We start from the raw sequence: 16,678 nt of genomic DNA on the forward strand, positions 1-16,678 counted from the left end.
CGGCCGATCGCCCGGATGCCCATGCCGTTCATGTACATCTCGATCGCCAAAGCTTTCGTCTCGGCACTGAACCTGGGCTGGCTGTCGGTGCAGTATCGACCGCAGGCCCGGCACACATAGCGCTGATGCCCCGACTTGCGGCCCCGCTTGATCAGGTCGGTCCCCTCGCACGCTGGACAACGCATCCTGTCCTCCCCGTCCCAAATCAAAGGAACACAGAAGAATCCAAAACGCGCCTCGTGTAAACAGTCCCCGCGCAGTCGGGGGTCCAGCGTTCCAGACACAAGCCATTGTTTTGCTTGGCTCTGTACCCCCGCCTGCGCGGGGGCACGGTGAGTTTCTGGCCAAGCTTCCGACTTTTGCAGAGGTTTCGCCGTTGCCGAAGTACGCCAAGAATACGAAGCTTCTTGCGACGTTCGCAGCCCTACTGCTTCGCCCGGCTTAAAACGCCTCTGAAGCCGATAAGAGCGTCGCCTTAATCCGGTCGCCGTCCACCACGACCCGGTCCGCGTCCTTCCGGTCCCCGAACGCGACCACCGCCCGGACGAACCCCTTCAGGTCGCTCGAACCCGCGCACCGCGCCGGCCCCTTGTCTCGGCGACTGGCCGGACCCGCGTGGCACATATTCGAACCCCCGCCGTCGCTCGAAGCCCGGCCGGGTCGCGCTGCCCGGTGAGGCATCCGGCTGACCGGGAACCGGGGACTGGCTCGATCCACGCGGTACATAGTCGAACCCGCGTCGACGATCGAAGCCCGGCCGCGCGGCACCATCCGGCCGCACGTCCGGCCTGCCACGCCAGCCGCCTGGGCGACCGGGCAGCGGCGACTGGCTGCTCCCCCGCGGGACATTCTCGAAGCCGCGCCGCCGGTCGAACCCCGGTCGATCCCACCGATCCCAGCGCGGCCGCCCATTGCCCCGGTCGCCGCGCCACTGGCCGCGCCGCTGCTCCCAGAAATAACGCTGGCGGTCGTTCCAGCGGAACGGCCGGCGATAGCGGTCATAGACGTAATAGCCGGTGCCCGGATAATAATAGTCGCCGAACCATCCCCAATACGGATCGCCGAACCCGGCGGCATAGGGATCGCCGTAGCCGCCATAACCGCCGCCGCCATAATAGCCCGATCCGACGCCGACCCCGACGCCACCATAACCAAGATCGCCATAGGCGCAGGCGGATACGCTTGCGCCCGCCGCCAGTGCCAGCACGATCGCGCGCAGCCGGTAGAACATGCGATTGCTCCCGCGGGTCGCTCGCCTGTGTAGAACGGCTGTCGCGCCCGATATTGGATAATGACGTAAAACGATCGTTCGACGCGGCCGGTTCCTGTACGCCGCCGTCCCGGCATGGCACGATATCGTGCCGCTTGCCCGCTGCCGTCCGAAACGATTAGAGCGTGCCACATGCCGACTGCCGCCCTCGCCGCCCATTCCGGGATCGTTCCTCCCCGCGAGGGCTTTGCGGTGTCCGATGTCGCGGCGTTCGCGGCGTTCGTGTTCATGGTGGTGCTGGCCCGGCGGGCGATCCGCAACCGCAAGCGCAAGGACTGACATGGACGCGTTCGATCGGCTCGAATCGGTAATCGTCAGCCGAATCGGCGGCGATCCTACCCAATCCTATGTCGCGAAGCTCCATGCACGCGGCACGGGCAAGATCGCGCAGAAGGTCGGCGAGGAGGCGGTAGAATGCGTCATCGCCGCATGCAGCGGTGACCGTGCCGGCCTGATCGGCGAGGCGGCCGACCTGATGTTCCACCTGACGCTGCTGCTGCGGACAAGCGGCATCACGCTGGACGACGTCCGCGCCGAACTGACCGCCCGCGAGGGCCGCTCGGGCATCGCCGAAAAGGCTGCCCGTCCCAAGGAGTGATCCCATGCCGATCAATGCCACCCAGGCGTATGATTCCGACAACATCTTTGCCCGCATCCTGCGCGGCGAGATCCCGGCGAAGCGCGTGTACGAGGATGATTTCGCCCTCGCCTTTCACGACATCGCCCCGCAGGCACCGGTTCATCTCCTCGTGATTCCGAAGGGCGCGTACGTATCGTGGGACGATTTTTCCGCGCGCGGGAGCGATGCGGAAATCGCCGGTTTCGTGCGGGCAGTGGGACAGATCGCCCGCGACAACGGACTGGTCGAACCGGGCTATCGCCTGCTCGCCAATATCGGCGGAGACGGCGGACAGGAGGTGCCGCATCTGCACGTCCACCTGTTCGGCGGGCAGCCGCTGGGACCGATGCTGTCGCGATAGGACAGCTTTATTACACGAAAGGAATTGCACGGACGGTTTTTGCGGGTAGCATCGCCCAATTCAAAAAAGGGCACCGCCCGTGCAAGCGCGGTGCATCCAGGGGATCGCTTCATGATATTCGGGCGCGTCAAACCACTCGACGCCATTCTCGCCGCCGCCGAAGGAAAGTCGCTGCCCCGCACCCTGGGCGCGCTCCAACTGACGCTGTTCGGCATCGGATCGGTGATTGGCACCGGCATCTTCGTCCTGACCGCTGCCGGCGCGCAGAAGGCCGGACCGGGACTGATGCTGGCATTCGCCATCGCCGGGCTGATCTGCGTGGTCGCGGCGCTATGCTATGCCGAGATCGCATCGATGATCCCGGTCGCGGGATCGGCCTATACCTATACCTATTCGGTGATGGGCGAACTTCTGGCATGGACGGTCGGATGGGCGCTGGTCCTTGAATATGCGGTCGCGGCCTCTGCGGTCGCGGTCGGATGGTCGGGCTATTTCAGCGGCACGATCCTCAATGAATTCTTCGGGATACAGTTGCCGGCATGGCTCGCGGCCGGACCGTTGGCGCTGGGTGGCGCGCCGGGCGGGTTCATCAACCTGCCGGCGGTGCTGATCGCACTGCTGGTCACCGGGTTGCTCATCATCGGCACCAGCGAGAGCGCGAAGTTTAACGCGATCCTTGTCGCGATCAAGGTCGTGGCGCTGACCGTGTTCATCGCGCTGACCCTGCCGTCCGAACAGTTCAGCGCCAGCCGGTTCAACCCGTTCCTTCCGGCGGGTGTCTTCGGCGGCTGGGGTACCGGCGTCGGGGCGGTCGGCGCGGCGGCGACGATCTTCTTCGCCTATGTCGGGTTTGACGCTGTCTCGACCGCTGCGGAGGAAACGAAAAATCCGCAACGCAACGTGCCGATCGGCCTGATCGGGTCGTTGCTGTTCTGCACCGTGTTCTACATCCTCGTGGCGGCCGGCGCGATCGGCGCGATCGGTGGCCAGCCGCTTGGCCCCAACGGTTTCATCACCGGGGGCGAAATGCCCTTCGCCGCCGGCTCGGCCGAACTGGCCCGCCAGTGCGCGATGCCGCAATATGCCGACGCGCTGGTCTGTTCGAACGAGGCGCTGGCGCACGTCCTGCGCGAGATCGGCTTTGGCAAGGTCGGCAACATGCTGGGCATCGCCGCCTTCGTCGCATTGCCCTCGGTCATCCTCGTGCTGCTGTTCGGGCAGACCCGCATCTTCTTCGTCATGGCGCGTGACGGCCTACTGCCCCCCAGCCTCAGCAAGATCCATCCGAAGTGGAAGACGCCCTATGTCGTGACGGCCATCACCGGTGGGGCGGTGGCGTTCGCTGCGGCGTTCCTGCCGGTCGGGCAGCTCGCCGACATCGCCAATGCCGGCACGCTCTATGCCTTCATGATGGTGGCGATCGCGGTGCTCATCCTGCGCAAGACCGAGGCAGCGCGGAAGCGGCCGTTCAGGGCACCGTTGATCTGGCTGGTCGCACCCGCGACGATCGTCGGCTGCATCTTCCTGTTCTTCAACCTGCCGATCGACGCGATGCTGGTGCTGCCGGTGTGGGGCGCGATCGGGCTGGTCGTCTATTTTCTCTACGGATACAGGACGAGCCATGTGGCGAAAGGCGTCATCGAGGTGCCGCGCGACGACGTCTTCGACGTACCGCACGACCCGCGCTGATCACGCGCCGAGGCAATAAGAAAGGGGGAGGCCGATCGGTTCGGCCTCCCCCTTTTTCGTCGGATGGTGTCGGGCGGCTCAGCCCAGCTGTTCAACCATCAGCTTGGTCAGATCAGCCTCGGGGCGCGCGCCATAGTGCGAGATGATCTCGGCGGCGCACAGTGCGCCCAGCTTCAGCGAGCGTTCGATGTCGTAGCCATGCGACTGGCCGTGCAGGAAGCCGGCGGCGAACAGGTCGCCCGCGCCGGTCGTGTCGACGACGCGATCGATTGGCTGGGCGGGCACGCTGGTGCGCTTGGCCTCGGTCACCGCGATCGCGCCGTGCTCGCCGCGGGTCACCACCAGCACCGGCACCTGCGCGCTCACCTGATCGACCGCAGCGTCGAAATCCTCGACCTGCGCGAGCGCCAGCAGCTCACTCTCGTTGGCGAACAGGATGTCGACCTGCCCCTCGGCAATCAGCGCGCGGAAGTCGTCGCCGTGGCGCGAGATGCAGAAGGTGTCGGACAGGGTGAAGGCGACCTTGCGCCCTGCGTCCCGCGCGATGCGGATGCCGGCCCGCATCGCCGCGCGCGGCTCTTCCGGGTCCCACAAATACCCTTCGAGATACAGGATCGCGCCGCTGGCGATCAGATCGGCATCCAGCGCCGCTTCGGGCAGGAACTGCGACGCGCCGAGAAAGGTGTTCATCGTCCGCTGCCCGTCGGGCGTGACGAAGATCAGGCAGCGGGCGGTCGTCGGCTCGCCGGGGCGGGTCGGGGTATCGAAGCGGACGCCGGCGGCACGGATGTCGTGCGCGAACACCGCACCCAGCTGATCGTCGGCGACCTGCCCGATGAAACCAGTCTTGCCGCCCAGCGCGGCGATGCCGGCAACGGTGTTCGCCGCCGACCCGCCGGAAATCTCGCGGCCCGGACCCATCTTCGCATAGAGCGCATCGGCATCGGCGGGCGAGAAAACGAGCTGCATCGACCCCTTCGTCATGCCTTCGGCGGCGAGGAAGGCATCGTCGGACTGCGCCAGAATATCGACGATGGCGTTGCCGATCGCGACGACGTCGAGCGTGGGTTGGGTCAAATAAGGTCTCCGGACAATCGATCCGCCGCCAGCATAGGCGGGGACGTTGCCGTTCGCGTTAGCCAGCGGCGTGGGGGCAGGCAAGGCGTTGACGGCGGGCGGCACTCCCCGCATCGTCGCCGGCGATGATCGAGAGCTTTCTTCTGTCCGTGCGCCAACTCGGCGACCGCGTGTTTCTGCGCGTGCTGGCCAAGTCGCTGGCGCTGACGCTGCTGCTGCTGGCCCTGCTCGGCGCGGCGATCGCGTGGGGGGCGCACTGGCTGACCGCCGATTTCCTGCTGCTGGGCGACGATGCCGGCACGCTGGCGGCGGTGGCGGCGGCCATCGCCGCGATCGGGATCGCATGGCTGCTGTTCCGCATCGTCGCGATCGCGGTGATCGGCCTGTTCGCCGACGAGGTGGTCGAGGCGGTCGAGGCGAAGCATTACCCCGCCGCGCTCGCCACTGCCCGCCCGGTGCCGCTCGGCCGGTCGCTGGCGATGAGCGGGATGTCGGCGCTCCGCGCATTGGCGGTCAATCTGATCTTCCTGCCGCTCTATCTGGTGCTGCTGGCGACCGGGATCGGGACGGCGGCGGTGTTCTTCGTCGTCAATGGCCGGCTGCTCGGCCGCGACCTGTCGGACATGGTCGCGGCCCGTCATTTGCCACCGGCAGCCATGGCCGCCGAACGGTCCGCCACGGGCGGGCGGCGCTTCGTGCTGGGGCTTGCCGGAACCGGATTGCTGCTTGTGCCGTTTGTGAATTTCGTCGCGCCCCTGATCGGTGCGGCGATGGCGACGCATCGGTTCCACCGGCGACGCCCACGGGGGGACGGACATGCGTAGCGGTTTCATCGCGGTCGTCGCGGGGTTGACCCTGTCGGCCTGCGCAGCATCGACCGGACCGGTCGTGCGTCAGAACGCCCTGCCCGTCCCACCGCGCCCGACCTATGGCACCGTCGGCCTCGAACGCGTGTTGGGTCAGAATGCCAATGCCCTGACCGGCCTGTTCGGCCAGCCGCAACTCGACCTGACCGAGGGGGCCGGGCGCAAGCTGCAGTTCGGATCGAACATCTGCGTGCTCGATGCCTATCTCTACCCGCCGCAGGCCGGGGGCGTGCCGGTGGTGCGCCATATCGATTCGCGCCAGCGCAACGGCGCGCCGATCGACCGCGCCAGTTGTGTCGCCGCCCTGACCCGCCGCGACGGTGGCCGCTGACGCCTTGCGACCTTTCCAGACCGGTGGCACGACGCCGCCGACCGCCCCACGCCGGAGTACATCCATGAAGCAACTCGTAGCCTTCGACCTCGACGGAACCTTGGCCGAAAGCAAACAGCAACTGACCGAGGCGATGGGCGAAGCGCTCGCCGACCTGCTGGGCGTCGCGCATGTCGCGATCATCTCCGGCGGCGACTGGCCGCAGTTCGAAAAGCAGGTCGCCACCCGCCTGCCCGACCGCGCCGATCTCACCCGCCTGTGGATGATGCCGACGAGCGGCACCAAGCTCTACACCTTTGGCGACGGGCGCTGGAACGCGGTCTATGCCGACCTGTTCGACGACGAGACCAAGGCGAAAATTCTCGCGGCGTTCGATGCGGCGCTGGAGGCGACCGGCTTCGTTCCCGAACAGACCTGGGGCGAGCGGATCGAGGATCGCGGCAGCCAGATCACCTTTTCGGCGCTCGGCCAGCAGGCACCGATCGATGCCAAGGAACATTGGGACCCCAGGTTCGAGAAGCGCAAGATCATTCAGGCCGACCTGAAGCAGCGGCTGCCGGGCCTGTCGATCAACATGGGCGGCGCGACGTCGATCGACATCACCAAGGAAGGTGTCGACAAGGCGACCGGTCTGGCCAAGCTGGCCGATTTCAGCGGCATCGCCACCGACGACATGCTGTTCATCGGCGACGCGATCTTCCCCGGCGGCAACGACTATGCACCGAAGGCCGCGGGCATGGACACGGTCAAGATCCGCGATCCGCAGGAAACGCTGGCGGTGATCGAGGCGATCGTCGCCTGTCAGAAGTAACCGCGCCCCCTGCCCCGTCGCGCGCGGGGCGGGGTTTGCGGGCCAAAGGTCACGAAAGTCACACTTGCACGCTTGTCGCGCGGCGTCGTGTTGTGCGCGGCCGGTGGCGCATGTGAACGGACGATGGAAAGAGCGCCGTCGAGGATAGGATAAGAGTTCCTCTGTAGGACAGCGTCGATTTCACACGTTGCACGGAAGATCACCCTCACCCTTCCCACCCGGCTGCGCCGGGCAAGCCCCTTCCCTCTCCCGCTGGGAGAGGGAGGGAGCGGCAACGCCGCGAACGGGTGAGGGCGATCGAGTCAGGTCGAGCATGACGATCGCGATCGGCTGATTGGCTATTTTTCGGCGGGCGGGCGGTAGAAGCGCGACAGGGCATATTCGTTGCGACCGCGATTGGTCTTTACCGCCAGTCGCTGCATCACGTCGCGCAGGCCCATCTTCGACAGCAGCAATTGCGTGGCGACGATCGTGCCGCGCAGCGTCATCCTTTCGGCGAGCGACCGGCGGGCGAGCAGCCGTGCGGTCCGGTCGTCGCCCTGCAGCCAGTGGACGACCGCCGCCCGGGCGAGGCCACCGGCGATCTTCTTCGATCGCGGCATATAATAGGGTGCGAGGACACCATGCCGGTCGATGACGTCCGCCGTCCCCCCGCTCGATAGCGCGTCGACGAACGCGTCGTGCCCGATCGCCGAGTAGAGTTCATGTTCGGCGAATTTGCCGGCGGAGGCGTTGACGCCGTCGCGGAACAGGAACCGCCGATACAACAGCCGATCGACATAGCCGAAATCGCCGATCCGGCTCATCCGGCGGAACAGGTCGGTCGCCTGCGCCACGCGGAAGAACGGACGATAGCCACCCGCCGCGATATAGGCCGAGCGGCGGAACATGACCTCGCCATGCGATATGCCGAACCCGGTGACCATCGGCCCCTTGCGGATCGCCGCGGCGGGCTGGACGAGATACCCCTTGCCGCCCTCCTCGACATTTTCGATCGCGCAGCCGACGGCGACGACGTCGGGATGGGCGAGCAGAAAGTCGCGTTGCGCGCGCAACCGGCCGGGCAGGCTTTCGTCGCCCGCGCCGTGGACGGCGATGAAGTCGGTATCGGCGGCAGCGCAGGCCGCCGCCATCGTGGCGGTAAACCCCGCATTGGGTTGCGCGATCACCGTCAGATTGGGGGCCGACAGCCCGCGAAGTTCGGCCAGCGTGTCGTCGCGCGATCCGTCATCGATCGCGACGATCCGCACATCGTCGCAATCCTGCGACAGCAGCGATTCGATCGATGGCCGGACCCGGCTGGCCCGATTGTGGAACACCGTGATGACCGTGATGCTCGCCATGGTCCGTCCCCCTGCCCCCGCACATGAAACGGGCCGCGCCTCCGGTCGGAGACGCGGCCCGCCCTGGCCGTCAAGTGGCGCGCTTACGCGGCCAGCTTGCGCAGCACGTACTGCAGGATGCCACCGTTCAGGAAATATTCCAGTTCGTTGATGGTATCGATGCGGCACTTGGTCTGGAACGTCTCGGTCGTACCGTCGGCACGGACCATGATGACGTCGACGTCCTGACGCGGACGGATGCCGGCAACACCCTGGATCGTGAAGGTTTCATCGCCGGTCAGGCCGAGCGTCTGGCGGGTCACGCCTTCGGCGAACTGCAGGGGCAAGACGCCCATGCCGACGAGGTTCGAACGGTGGATCCGCTCGAAGCTTTCGGTGATGACGGCGCGGACGCCGAGCAGGTTGGTGCCCTTCGCCGCCCAGTCGCGCGACGAGCCGGTGCCATATTCCTTGCCGGCGATGACGACCAGCGGCGTGCCGTCGGCCTTGTGGCGCATGGCGGCGTCGTAGATCGGCATGACTTCGCCGTCATAGCGGCTCATGCCGCCTTCGACGCCGGGGACCATTTCGTTCTTGATACGGATGTTGGCGAAGGTGCCACGCATCATGACATCGTGGTTGCCACGGCGGGCGCCGTAGCTGTTGAAGTCGCGACGGCTAACCTGATGTTCTTGCAGGAAAGTTCCGGCCGGGCTGTCGGCCTTGATGCTGCCGGCCGGCGAAATGTGGTCAGTGGTGATCGAATCGCCGAGGATCGCCAGCGGCTTCGCCTCGATGATGTCCGACGTCGGCTTCGGGGTCATCGTCAGCCCGTCGAAATAGGGCGGATTGGCGATATAGGTGCTCGACGTCGGCCAGTTATAGGTGTCCGACCCCTCGACCGAAATGCCCGCCCAATGCTTGTCGCCGGCATAGACGTTGCCATAGCGCGAACGGAACATGCCGTCGTCGATGTTGGCGGCCATCAGGTCGGCGACCTCTTCGTTGGTCGGCCAGATGTCCTTGAGATACACGTCCTGCCCGTCCGAGCCCTGCCCGATCGGGGTCGACACCATGTCCTGCGTCACGGTGCCCTTCAGCGCGTACGCAACGACCAGCGGCGGCGAGGCGAGGAAGTTGGCGCGGACGTCGGCCGACACGCGGCCTTCGAAGTTGCGGTTGCCCGACAGGACCGAGGCGGCGACGATGTCGTTGCCGTTGATCGCCGCCGAGATGGGCGCGGCCAGCGGACCCGAATTGCCGATGCAGGTGGTGCAGCCATAGCCGACGAGGTTGAAGCCGACCGCGTTCAGATCGGCGGTCAGGCCCGCCTTGTCGAGATAATCGGTGACGACCTGCGAACCCGGTGCCAGCGAGGTCTTCACCCACGGCTTGGGCTTGAGGCCCAGTGCATTCGCCTTGCGCGCGACGAGGCCGGCGGCGACCAGCACCGACGGGTTCGACGTGTTGGTGCAGCTGGTGATCGCGGCGATGACGACGTCGCCGTCGCCGATGTCATGGGTCGCACCCTCGACCGCAACGCGCTTGGCCGCGTCCTTCTTGTAGACGTTGGTCAGGTCGGCGTTGAAGACGTCGTCGACGTTCGGCAGTTCGACGCGGTCCTGCGGACGCTTCGGACCGGCGAGCGACGGCACGACCGACGACATGTCGAGTTCGAGCGTGTCGGTGAAGATCGGATCGACGGCGTTCTCGTCGCGCCAGAATCCGTTGGCCTTCGCATAGGCTTCGGTCAGCGCGATCACTTCGGCCGGACGCGCAGTCAGGCGCATGTAATCGATCGTCTTGTCGTCGATCGGGAAGAAGCCGCAGGTCGCGCCATATTCGGGCGCCATGTTGGCGATCGTCGCCCGATCGGCCAGCGTCATCGTCGACAGGCCCGGACCGTAGAATTCGACGAACCGCCCGACCACGCCGCGCGCGCGCAGCATCTGCGTGACGGTGAGCACGAGGTCGGTGGCGGTGATACCCTCGCCCAGCTTGCCGGTCAGCTTGAAGCCGACGACTTCGGGGATCAGCATCGACACCGGCTGGCCGAGCATCGCCGCTTCCGCCTCGATACCGCCCACGCCCCAGCCGAGCACGCCGAGGCCGTTGACCATCGTCGTGTGGCTGTCGGTGCCGACCAGCGTGTCGGGATAGGCGATCGTGCCGCTGCCATCGGTCGATTCCGACGACCACACCGCCTGCGCGACGTACTCCAGGTTCACTTGGTGGCAGATGCCGGTGCCGGGCGGGACCACCGAGAAATTGTCGAGCGCCTTCGATCCCCATTTCAGGAATTCATAGCGTTCGATGTTGCGCTGATATTCCAGCTCGACATTCTGTTCGGCCGCCTTCGGCGTGCCGAATTCGTCGACCATGACCGAGTGGTCGATCACGAGGTGGACGGGAACCTGCGGATTGATCTTGCCCGCGTCGCCGCCGAGCTTGGTGATCGCATCGCGCATCGCCGCCAGATCGACCACGCAGGGAACGCCGGTGAAGTCCTGCATCAGCACGCGCGCCGGGCGATACTGGATCTCGCGGTCCGAGCGGGCATCCTTCTGCCAGTCGACGATCGCCTGCGCGTCCTCGGGCGTGACGGTCACGCCGTCTTCGAAGCGGAGCATGTTTTCGAGCAGCACCTTCATCGAGAAGGGCAGCCGCGACACGTCGCCGAGCTTTGCCGACGCCTTTGCCAGCGAATAATAGGAATAGGTCTTGCCGCCGACATCGAGTGTGTCGCGGGTGCCGAGCGTGTCCTGGCCGATAGCGGTCATGCGGATCCTTCCCAGTTGGTCGCGGGCGGGATCGATCGGCCGATGGCCGTCGACGTGCATGCCGCCGCGGGAGGTTATCGAGCTGTACCCGAGCGCCTTAGCAACCGGGTTCCTTCGGGGGAAGTAGGTGAATCCGTGTTTGGGAAGCATAATACCACATCAAAACAATGTTTAAATGATTTAGATTTGCAATAGCAATACTCGCTCCCAATCTCCGTATGATGCGGAAGCTTGAACGCATCACTATATCCCAGTAGCCATTTGGCGGGATAATGCAGGAACGCGCCACGATGACCGAAGCTACCGAAGCGCCGCTGGATACAGCCATGCGGCGCGACGTCGAACGGGGATCGTCGTTTCAGTACCTGTCGGCTGATACGGCGATCGTTGAACGCGTCCATGACGCCGTGTCGATCAGTTTCCTGATCGATAGTATCCGCCCCTCCGGCGTCGTGTGGGATGACGAAAATGCGCAGCCCAGCCGGGTCGGTCGGCGCCGGGTAATCGAAGAACTCGCATCGGTGCGGATGACCCCGGACGCCGCAAATGCCCTGGCGATGGATATCCTCCTTGAGCTGGCATCTCTGGCCCTATCGACTGAGGTGCTAGAAAAAAACTTTGCGATCGTTCGATCCGCAGTCGAAGAACGGATGGCGAAGTCGGAGCAGGACAATCACGATGGGTGAACTCGCCGTCGTACCCCATCTCCAATACGGCTATGTCCACGGCATCCCGCCCGTCCATGAACCATTCGAACCGATCGCTCGATGGTTCGATGAAGATGACAACTCCCGCGAACGGGAAGATGTCGTCGTCCGGCTGGACATTTCTCCGCTTCGAAACCGGCGGCATTATCTGGGGTCGTGGACGCCCAAGCGGACGATGCGGCAAGGCGACGCTCTGGAAACACCGCGCCACCGTTACCGGATTGGGTCTCTGGCTGATGGCGGACGTCCCGTTCCGCGCATCGGGTTCCTGAAGGGCGCGATCCGCGTTCCCGACGATTTCGATACGATGGAGCAGGACGAAATTCAGGCGATGTTCGAGGGGTGACCCCCGTTCTGCTCGACACGCATCTGCTGCTTTGGTTAGCGGAGGGATCACCTTCGCTGCCCGATGAGGTAAAAACCCTGGTCGAAGACCCTGCGCAGACGATCTATTTCAGCGTCGCCAGCATCTGGGAGGTCGCGATCAAGTGCGGGCAGCAGCGGCCGGACTTCCTGGTCGAACCTGCCGAACTGCATGCCGGCCTGATCGCGGCAGGCTATGTCGAATTGCCGATCCATGGCCGCCATGCGGAGCGGATCCGATGGCTCGATCCGATCCATGCCGACCCGTTCGACCGGATCCTGGTCGCGCAGGCGATAGTCGACGGCATCACCCTCGTCACCTCGGACACGAAGGTCGCTGCCTACTCACCGGACATCCGCCTGCATCCGCGTCGCCGATAGACGCTGAACGACGAACCGCTTTCCTACACCATCTTTGTTCCTTTAATGTTCCATTTTCAAAGCTGAGGGGGAACGGGCAATGGCGACATATCGGGTGCGGCATGACGGGTGGACGCCGCAGCGGCAGCGGGCGTTTCTGCGGGCGTTGAGCGAGACGGGGTCGGTGCGCGATGCGTGTGTGCGGGCGCAGATCTCGACGACCTCCGCCTATCGGATGCGCGATCGATCGGCGACGTTCGATCGGGCGTGGCGGCGGGCGCTGGCCAAGGTCGCGCCGACGATCGAACAGGCGGCGTATGAACGTGCCGTACTCGGGTGGGACGAGCCGGTGTGGCATGGCGGCAAGATCGTCGGACATCGGCGGCGCTATTCGGACGGCCTGTTGCGATTGCTTCTGACGCGGGGCGTGTCCGCCGGGTCGGAGGACCCGGAGGACCGGCCGTTGAAGGGCGGATGGGTCCGTGCAACGCAGGCAGAGACCGATGCGATGCTGCTCGCCAATCTCCGCGGGTTGAGGCGGCAGAGGGAGGCCGAGGCGGCGCGCAAGGCCTTGCCTGCGCCGGCCCCGGTCGCCACCAACCGCGCGACACAGCAGGGGAATAACGATGCAGGTGACGCGGATCGGGGGACGGCGGGTGCTGTTCGTCATGGCGACGGACCACGAATATGGACCCTGTCTGGCTGAACGCTTCGTGCCGGTCATCACCGGGGTCGGGCCGATCGAGGCGGCGATCGGCACGACGCAGGCGCTGGCCGGGATGGCGGACCTGCCCGATCTGGTCGTATCGATCGGATCGGCGGGGTCGCGGCGGTTGCCGCTCGGGTCGATCTGGCAGGTCGCCAGCGTGTCATGGCGCGACATGGATGCGACGCGGATCGGCGTGCCGAAGGGGGTGACGCCCTTTGCCGATCATCGCGCCGAACTGCCGCTGGCGACGCCGCTCGACTGGCCGGTGGCGCGGTTGTCGACCGGGGCGGATATCGTCGGGGGTGACGCGTATGATGCGATCGATGCCGAGCTGGTCGATATGGAGACGTTCGCGGTGCTGCGGGCGTGTCAGCGGTTCGGGGTGCCGGTGATGGGGTTGCGGGGCGTTTCGGACGGGCCGGGCGAGCTGGAAGCGCTGGGCGGGTGGACGGCAATGCTGGGGGTTTTGGACGAACGGCTAGCGGTAGCGGTGGATCGGTTGGGGTAGGAAGAAGACCGAAAATAAGAAGGAAGTTAGTTCGCGCAGAGGCGCGGAGGCGCAGAGAGGTTGCGTTTGTGGCCAGAGCACCCGCGTCAGCAGGCCTTGAACCCGGCTGTTACCTGTACGAGCGCCTCCCGGTCGCGCGCGGATTGCTTGAGGCGCAACCGCTCTGCGCCTCCGCGCCTCTGCGCGAACATCCTCTGCCCCCTACGCCTTGTCGAGGAACACGACGCCCGGAATGGCAAGCCGCGCCGGGGTCGGGCGTACCGGGCCGTCGACCGTCACGTTGAACACCGCGACGTTGCCGCTGCGTTCGTTGGCGACGAGCAGCTGGCCGGTTTGCTCCAGCAACAGGAAGAAGCGCGGCCAGTCGCCGCCGCAGTCGATATGCTGGGCGAGCGTGGCGGTGCCGTCTTCGGCGAGGTCGAAGACCGCGATGCTGTTATGGCCGCGGTTCGAGGCGAAGAGGCGGCGGCCGGCGCTGTCGATCGCGATGTGGGCGGCCTGCGACTGGCCCTTCCAACCGGGCGGGAGCAGCGAAATGGTGGCGCGGGTGATGAAGCTGCCATCGGCCTGCGCGTCGAGCGTAACCAGCGTGTTGGCCATTTCGGTGACGACATAGGCCGTCGTCAGCGTCGGGTGATAGGCGAGGTGGCGCGGGCCGGCCCCGGGCGGCGCGCGCCATGCCACCACCGGCTCGGCGATCTCGCCGCTGTCGAGCGGATAGGCGAAGATGGCGTCCGCGCCGAGATCGACCGAATGGCAGAAGCGATCGTTCGGGGTGAAGCCGACCCAATGGGCGTGCGGGGCGCTCTGCCGATCCTTGTTCGGGCCGGTGCCGCTGTGGCGGCGGACGATCGGCGGCTGCGGCAGGCCGGCGGCGAGCGGGTAGAGCGCGACGGTGCCCGACGAATAATTGGCGACGGCGAGCAGGGTGCCGCGATGGTTGAGCGCGACATGACACGGATCGTCGCCGCCGCTGGGCAGGTCGGCGAGGATGCGGCCGGTGCGGTCGGTGGCGATCAGCCGCCCGGCGGCCGATTCGCGGACCAGATAACGCATCTCGCCGCGCGACACGCCGAACGAGATGTTGGTGAGCGTGGTATCAGCGGTGCCGACGCTCCAGCCGGTGCCGCGCGCGGGGAGCGCGTACAGCCCCTGCCCGCCCGGCCTGGCATAGGTGCCGGCGATCAGGTCCTGTCCACGCCCGGCCGCCCGGACGGGGACGGCAGCGAGCGTGGCGGTGGCGGCCATGCCGGCCAGGAGCGTGCGTCGGGTGGTCATCCCGACTCTATGCCCGTGGCCGGACGGCTAGGCAATCAGGCGGCGGCGAACACGCCGCAGGCGATGCGCCCGCCCGAATTGCCCGACGGATCGGTCTTGTAGTCGTCGGCATTGGCGTGGATGACGAAGGCCGCGCCATCGGCGTCGAGCAGGCCGTCCATCGTGCCGGCGGGCAGCTCGACGGTGACCGATCCGGTACCGTCGGCACCGATGGTCAGGTTGGGCGCGTCGCCGGCATGCGGACCGGCGGGATTGCTGGTGCCGTGCTGCTTCGACGTCGGGTTCCAGTGGCCGCCGGCGGTGGTGAAGTCGGGCGCGTCGCAGCGGCCGATGGTGTGGACGTGCGCACCGTGCACGCCAGCGGGCATGCCGCGCGCGTCGACGCGGATTTGGATGCCGTTCGCGGTCTGGGTGGCGGTGACGGTACCGACATCGGTGCCGGCTGCGGTGCGCAGCGGCGCGGTGGCGCTGCGCCCGGCGGCTGCGCCCGATCCGGCGGTGGTGGTGGTGCAGCCGGCAAGCGCGGCGGCGGCAATGGCGGTCAGGATGGTGGCACGCAGCATGGTCGGAGTCCCCTGTAATCGTGGAGCCGGAATGATCGGGACCGCCACGCGGTTCCTTTACTGCGGCATCGGTCCGGCGAGCAGCAGCGGATCGATGCGCGCCTCGTGCCACTTCATGCCCCAGTGGAGATGCGGGCCGGTGGCGCGGCCGGTCGCGCCGATCGCCCCGACGACCTGACCCTGCGCGACCCGGTCGCCGACCGCCACGTCGATGCGCGACAGGTGCAGGAACGCGCCGTTCAATCCCATGCCGTGGTCGATCATCAGCAAATTGCCTTCGAGAGTGAAAGGCGTAGCGGCGGCGAGGATGACGACGCCGTCGGCGGGTGCGGCGACGGGCGTGCCGGTGGGACGGGCGACGTCGACGCCCGAATGATAGGCGCCGGGTTCGCCGGCATAGATACGCTGCGCCCCGAACAGGCCGGAGACACGCCCCCGGACCGGCCAGACGAACCGCTGCCGCCAGCCCTGCGCGTCGGTCGCCCGATCGCGCGCGGCGGCGATCTGCGCCAGTTCGGGGGCGCGGCGGCGCTGGAATTCGGGGGTGGGCTGCGACACGCGCGGCAGGGTCGGCAGGCGCTCGATCCGCCATGCGCGTGGGGCGATGGTCAGGGGGTGGACCAGCCGGCGGCCATCGGGCAGGGTCGCGACCAGCGTGGCGGCAGGACCGGCGTCGCGGTCGAACGCGATCAGGAACGCGCCGTCGGGGGCGACCGCCACCGGTTGTCCGTCGAGCGTCAGGATCGTGCCGGGCGGGACCTGTCCGGTCATCGCCGCCCCCTGCCCCGGTGATCCGGTCAGCGCGATCGCGGGCGCGGGCTGGGCCGCCACCAGCAGCGTGGCGGCGAAGGCGATCACTGCGGGGCCATCGCCTTCGTCGAAGCCTCGGCGTCGATATAGGGTTCCTGCCGCGCCGCGCTCCAGTAGCGCAGTTCGTCGAGCGGGATGCGCGCGCCGGTGATCGCGCAGGTCACGAAGTCGCCATCGACCAGCACGCGGAAATTGTTCGTAAGATAGTGCAGCTTGGCAGGGCGGCTTTCGGTTGTCAGCATCGATCGGGTCCG

Annotated in this window: 21 protein-coding genes; 12 read left to right on the plus strand and 9 right to left on the minus strand. The window is 66.6% G+C overall.

What is annotated here, in order from left to right; all coding sequences use genetic code 11:
- Positions 1-185, minus strand: a 185-nt coding sequence (locus ASE50_RS19460; protein ID WP_321163369.1) for a transposase-like zinc-binding domain-containing protein, incomplete at its 3' end; no start/stop codon positions are given.
- A gap of 290 nt (positions 186-475) precedes the next feature.
- Positions 476-1,231 carry a hypothetical protein gene (locus ASE50_RS07100; RefSeq protein ID WP_056397726.1) on the minus strand — a complete coding sequence of 252 codons (756 nt, stop codon included), beginning with the start codon at positions 1,229-1,231 and terminating at the stop codon, positions 476-478.
- Positions 1,232-1,402: 171 nt separating this feature from the next.
- On the opposite strand from ASE50_RS07100, the gene ASE50_RS18715 reads away from it, so the two are divergent.
- The 4 genes from ASE50_RS18715 (at position 1,403) to ASE50_RS07115 (ending at position 3,939) form a co-directional block, all read left to right on the plus strand.
- On the plus strand, positions 1,403-1,549 hold the full coding sequence (locus tag ASE50_RS18715; RefSeq protein WP_156347334.1) for a hypothetical protein: 147 nt from the start codon (positions 1,403-1,405) through the stop codon (positions 1,547-1,549).
- 1 nt (position 1,550) lies between these two features.
- Positions 1,551-1,868 carry a phosphoribosyl-ATP diphosphatase gene (locus ASE50_RS07105; protein WP_056397729.1) on the plus strand — a complete coding sequence of 106 codons (318 nt, stop codon included), beginning with the start codon at positions 1,551-1,553 and terminating at the stop codon, positions 1,866-1,868.
- 4 nt (positions 1,869-1,872) lie between these two features.
- Positions 1,873-2,250 carry a histidine triad nucleotide-binding protein gene (locus ASE50_RS07110; RefSeq protein WP_056397733.1) on the plus strand — a complete coding sequence of 126 codons (378 nt, stop codon included), beginning with the start codon at positions 1,873-1,875 and terminating at the stop codon, positions 2,248-2,250.
- 111 nt (positions 2,251-2,361) lie between these two features.
- Entirely contained in the window at positions 2,362-3,939 is a 1,578-nt protein-coding gene (locus ASE50_RS07115) for an amino acid permease (RefSeq protein WP_056397734.1), read from the plus strand.
- Between the two features lie 78 nt (positions 3,940-4,017).
- On the opposite strand, the gene ASE50_RS07120 is transcribed toward ASE50_RS07115, so the two are convergent.
- Positions 4,018-5,016, minus strand: a complete 999-nt coding sequence (locus ASE50_RS07120; protein ID WP_056397737.1) for an adenosine kinase — start codon at positions 5,014-5,016, stop codon at positions 4,018-4,020.
- Between the two features lie 149 nt (positions 5,017-5,165).
- On the opposite strand from ASE50_RS07120, the gene ASE50_RS07125 reads away from it, so the two are divergent.
- The 3 genes from ASE50_RS07125 to ASE50_RS07135 all read left to right on the plus strand — a co-directional run bounded on the left by ASE50_RS07125 (position 5,166) and on the right by ASE50_RS07135 (position 7,024).
- The gene (locus tag ASE50_RS07125; protein WP_321163370.1) at positions 5,166-5,840 is read left to right on the plus strand and encodes an EI24 domain-containing protein; all 675 of its coding nucleotides are present in this window, start codon (positions 5,166-5,168) and stop codon (positions 5,838-5,840) included.
- Complete coding sequence (locus ASE50_RS07130; RefSeq protein WP_056397742.1) at positions 5,833-6,213, plus strand: hypothetical protein; 381 nt, start codon at positions 5,833-5,835, stop codon at positions 6,211-6,213. The genes ASE50_RS07125 and ASE50_RS07130 overlap by 8 nt, the downstream gene beginning before the upstream one ends.
- Before the next feature lie 64 nt (positions 6,214-6,277).
- Positions 6,278-7,024 carry an HAD-IIB family hydrolase gene (locus tag ASE50_RS07135; RefSeq protein WP_056397746.1) on the plus strand — a complete coding sequence of 249 codons (747 nt, stop codon included), beginning with the start codon at positions 6,278-6,280 and terminating at the stop codon, positions 7,022-7,024.
- Positions 7,025-7,362: 338 nt separating this feature from the next.
- Here the strand turns inward: ASE50_RS07135 and ASE50_RS07140 are convergent, their stop codons facing one another.
- Together ASE50_RS07140 and acnA are read right to left on the minus strand one after the other, a co-directional pair.
- A complete protein-coding gene (locus tag ASE50_RS07140; protein WP_056397750.1) occupies positions 7,363-8,367 on the minus strand; it encodes a glycosyltransferase in 1,005 nt (334 codons plus the stop codon).
- An 83-nt stretch (positions 8,368-8,450) separates the two neighbouring features.
- Positions 8,451-11,126, minus strand: a complete 2,676-nt coding sequence (gene acnA / locus ASE50_RS07145; protein WP_056398019.1) for an aconitate hydratase AcnA — start codon at positions 11,124-11,126, stop codon at positions 8,451-8,453.
- 290 nt (positions 11,127-11,416) lie between these two features.
- Between acnA and ASE50_RS07150 the strand changes: the two genes are divergently transcribed.
- The 5 genes from ASE50_RS07150 to ASE50_RS07170 all read left to right on the plus strand — a co-directional run bounded on the left by ASE50_RS07150 (position 11,417) and on the right by ASE50_RS07170 (position 13,773).
- Positions 11,417-11,812, plus strand: coding sequence for a hypothetical protein (locus ASE50_RS07150; RefSeq protein WP_156347335.1), 396 nt, complete (start codon positions 11,417-11,419; stop codon positions 11,810-11,812).
- Complete coding sequence (locus tag ASE50_RS19215) at positions 11,805-12,179, plus strand: hypothetical protein (RefSeq protein WP_056397755.1); 375 nt, start codon at positions 11,805-11,807, stop codon at positions 12,177-12,179. The genes ASE50_RS07150 and ASE50_RS19215 overlap by 8 nt, the downstream gene beginning before the upstream one ends.
- On the plus strand, positions 12,176-12,577 hold the full coding sequence (locus ASE50_RS07160) for a type II toxin-antitoxin system VapC family toxin (RefSeq protein WP_056397758.1): 402 nt from the start codon (positions 12,176-12,178) through the stop codon (positions 12,575-12,577). Before ASE50_RS19215 ends, ASE50_RS07160 begins: the two co-directional genes overlap by 4 nt.
- A gap of 79 nt (positions 12,578-12,656) precedes the next feature.
- On the plus strand, positions 12,657-13,262 hold the full coding sequence (locus ASE50_RS07165) for a hypothetical protein (protein WP_056397764.1): 606 nt from the start codon (positions 12,657-12,659) through the stop codon (positions 13,260-13,262).
- Positions 13,225-13,773: a 5'-methylthioadenosine/S-adenosylhomocysteine nucleosidase gene (locus tag ASE50_RS07170; RefSeq protein WP_235512234.1), complete on the plus strand. Its 549-nt coding sequence runs from the start codon at positions 13,225-13,227 to the stop codon at positions 13,771-13,773. Before ASE50_RS07165 ends, ASE50_RS07170 begins: the two co-directional genes overlap by 38 nt.
- Positions 13,774-13,974: 201 nt before the next feature.
- On the opposite strand, the gene ASE50_RS07175 is transcribed toward ASE50_RS07170, so the two are convergent.
- From ASE50_RS07175 to ASE50_RS07190, 4 genes are read right to left on the minus strand one after another with little or no spacing between them, the layout of a single operon-like run.
- On the minus strand, positions 13,975-15,051 hold the full coding sequence (locus ASE50_RS07175) for a lactonase family protein (RefSeq protein ID WP_056397772.1): 1,077 nt from the start codon (positions 15,049-15,051) through the stop codon (positions 13,975-13,977).
- Between the two features lie 35 nt (positions 15,052-15,086).
- Complete coding sequence (locus ASE50_RS07180; protein ID WP_156347336.1) at positions 15,087-15,614, minus strand: superoxide dismutase family protein; 528 nt, start codon at positions 15,612-15,614, stop codon at positions 15,087-15,089.
- A gap of 57 nt (positions 15,615-15,671) precedes the next feature.
- On the minus strand, positions 15,672-16,472 hold the full coding sequence (locus ASE50_RS07185) for a M23 family metallopeptidase (protein WP_056397775.1): 801 nt from the start codon (positions 16,470-16,472) through the stop codon (positions 15,672-15,674).
- The gene (locus tag ASE50_RS07190; RefSeq protein ID WP_056397778.1) at positions 16,469-16,666 is read right to left on the minus strand and encodes a DUF2093 domain-containing protein; all 198 of its coding nucleotides are present in this window, start codon (positions 16,664-16,666) and stop codon (positions 16,469-16,471) included. The genes ASE50_RS07185 and ASE50_RS07190 overlap by 4 nt, the downstream gene beginning before the upstream one ends.
- Between the last annotated feature and the right edge of the window lie 12 nt (positions 16,667-16,678).

Source organism: Sphingomonas sp. Leaf5 (assembly GCF_001421155.1).
In the GTDB taxonomy this organism is placed as follows: domain Bacteria; phylum Pseudomonadota; class Alphaproteobacteria; order Sphingomonadales; family Sphingomonadaceae; genus Sphingomonas.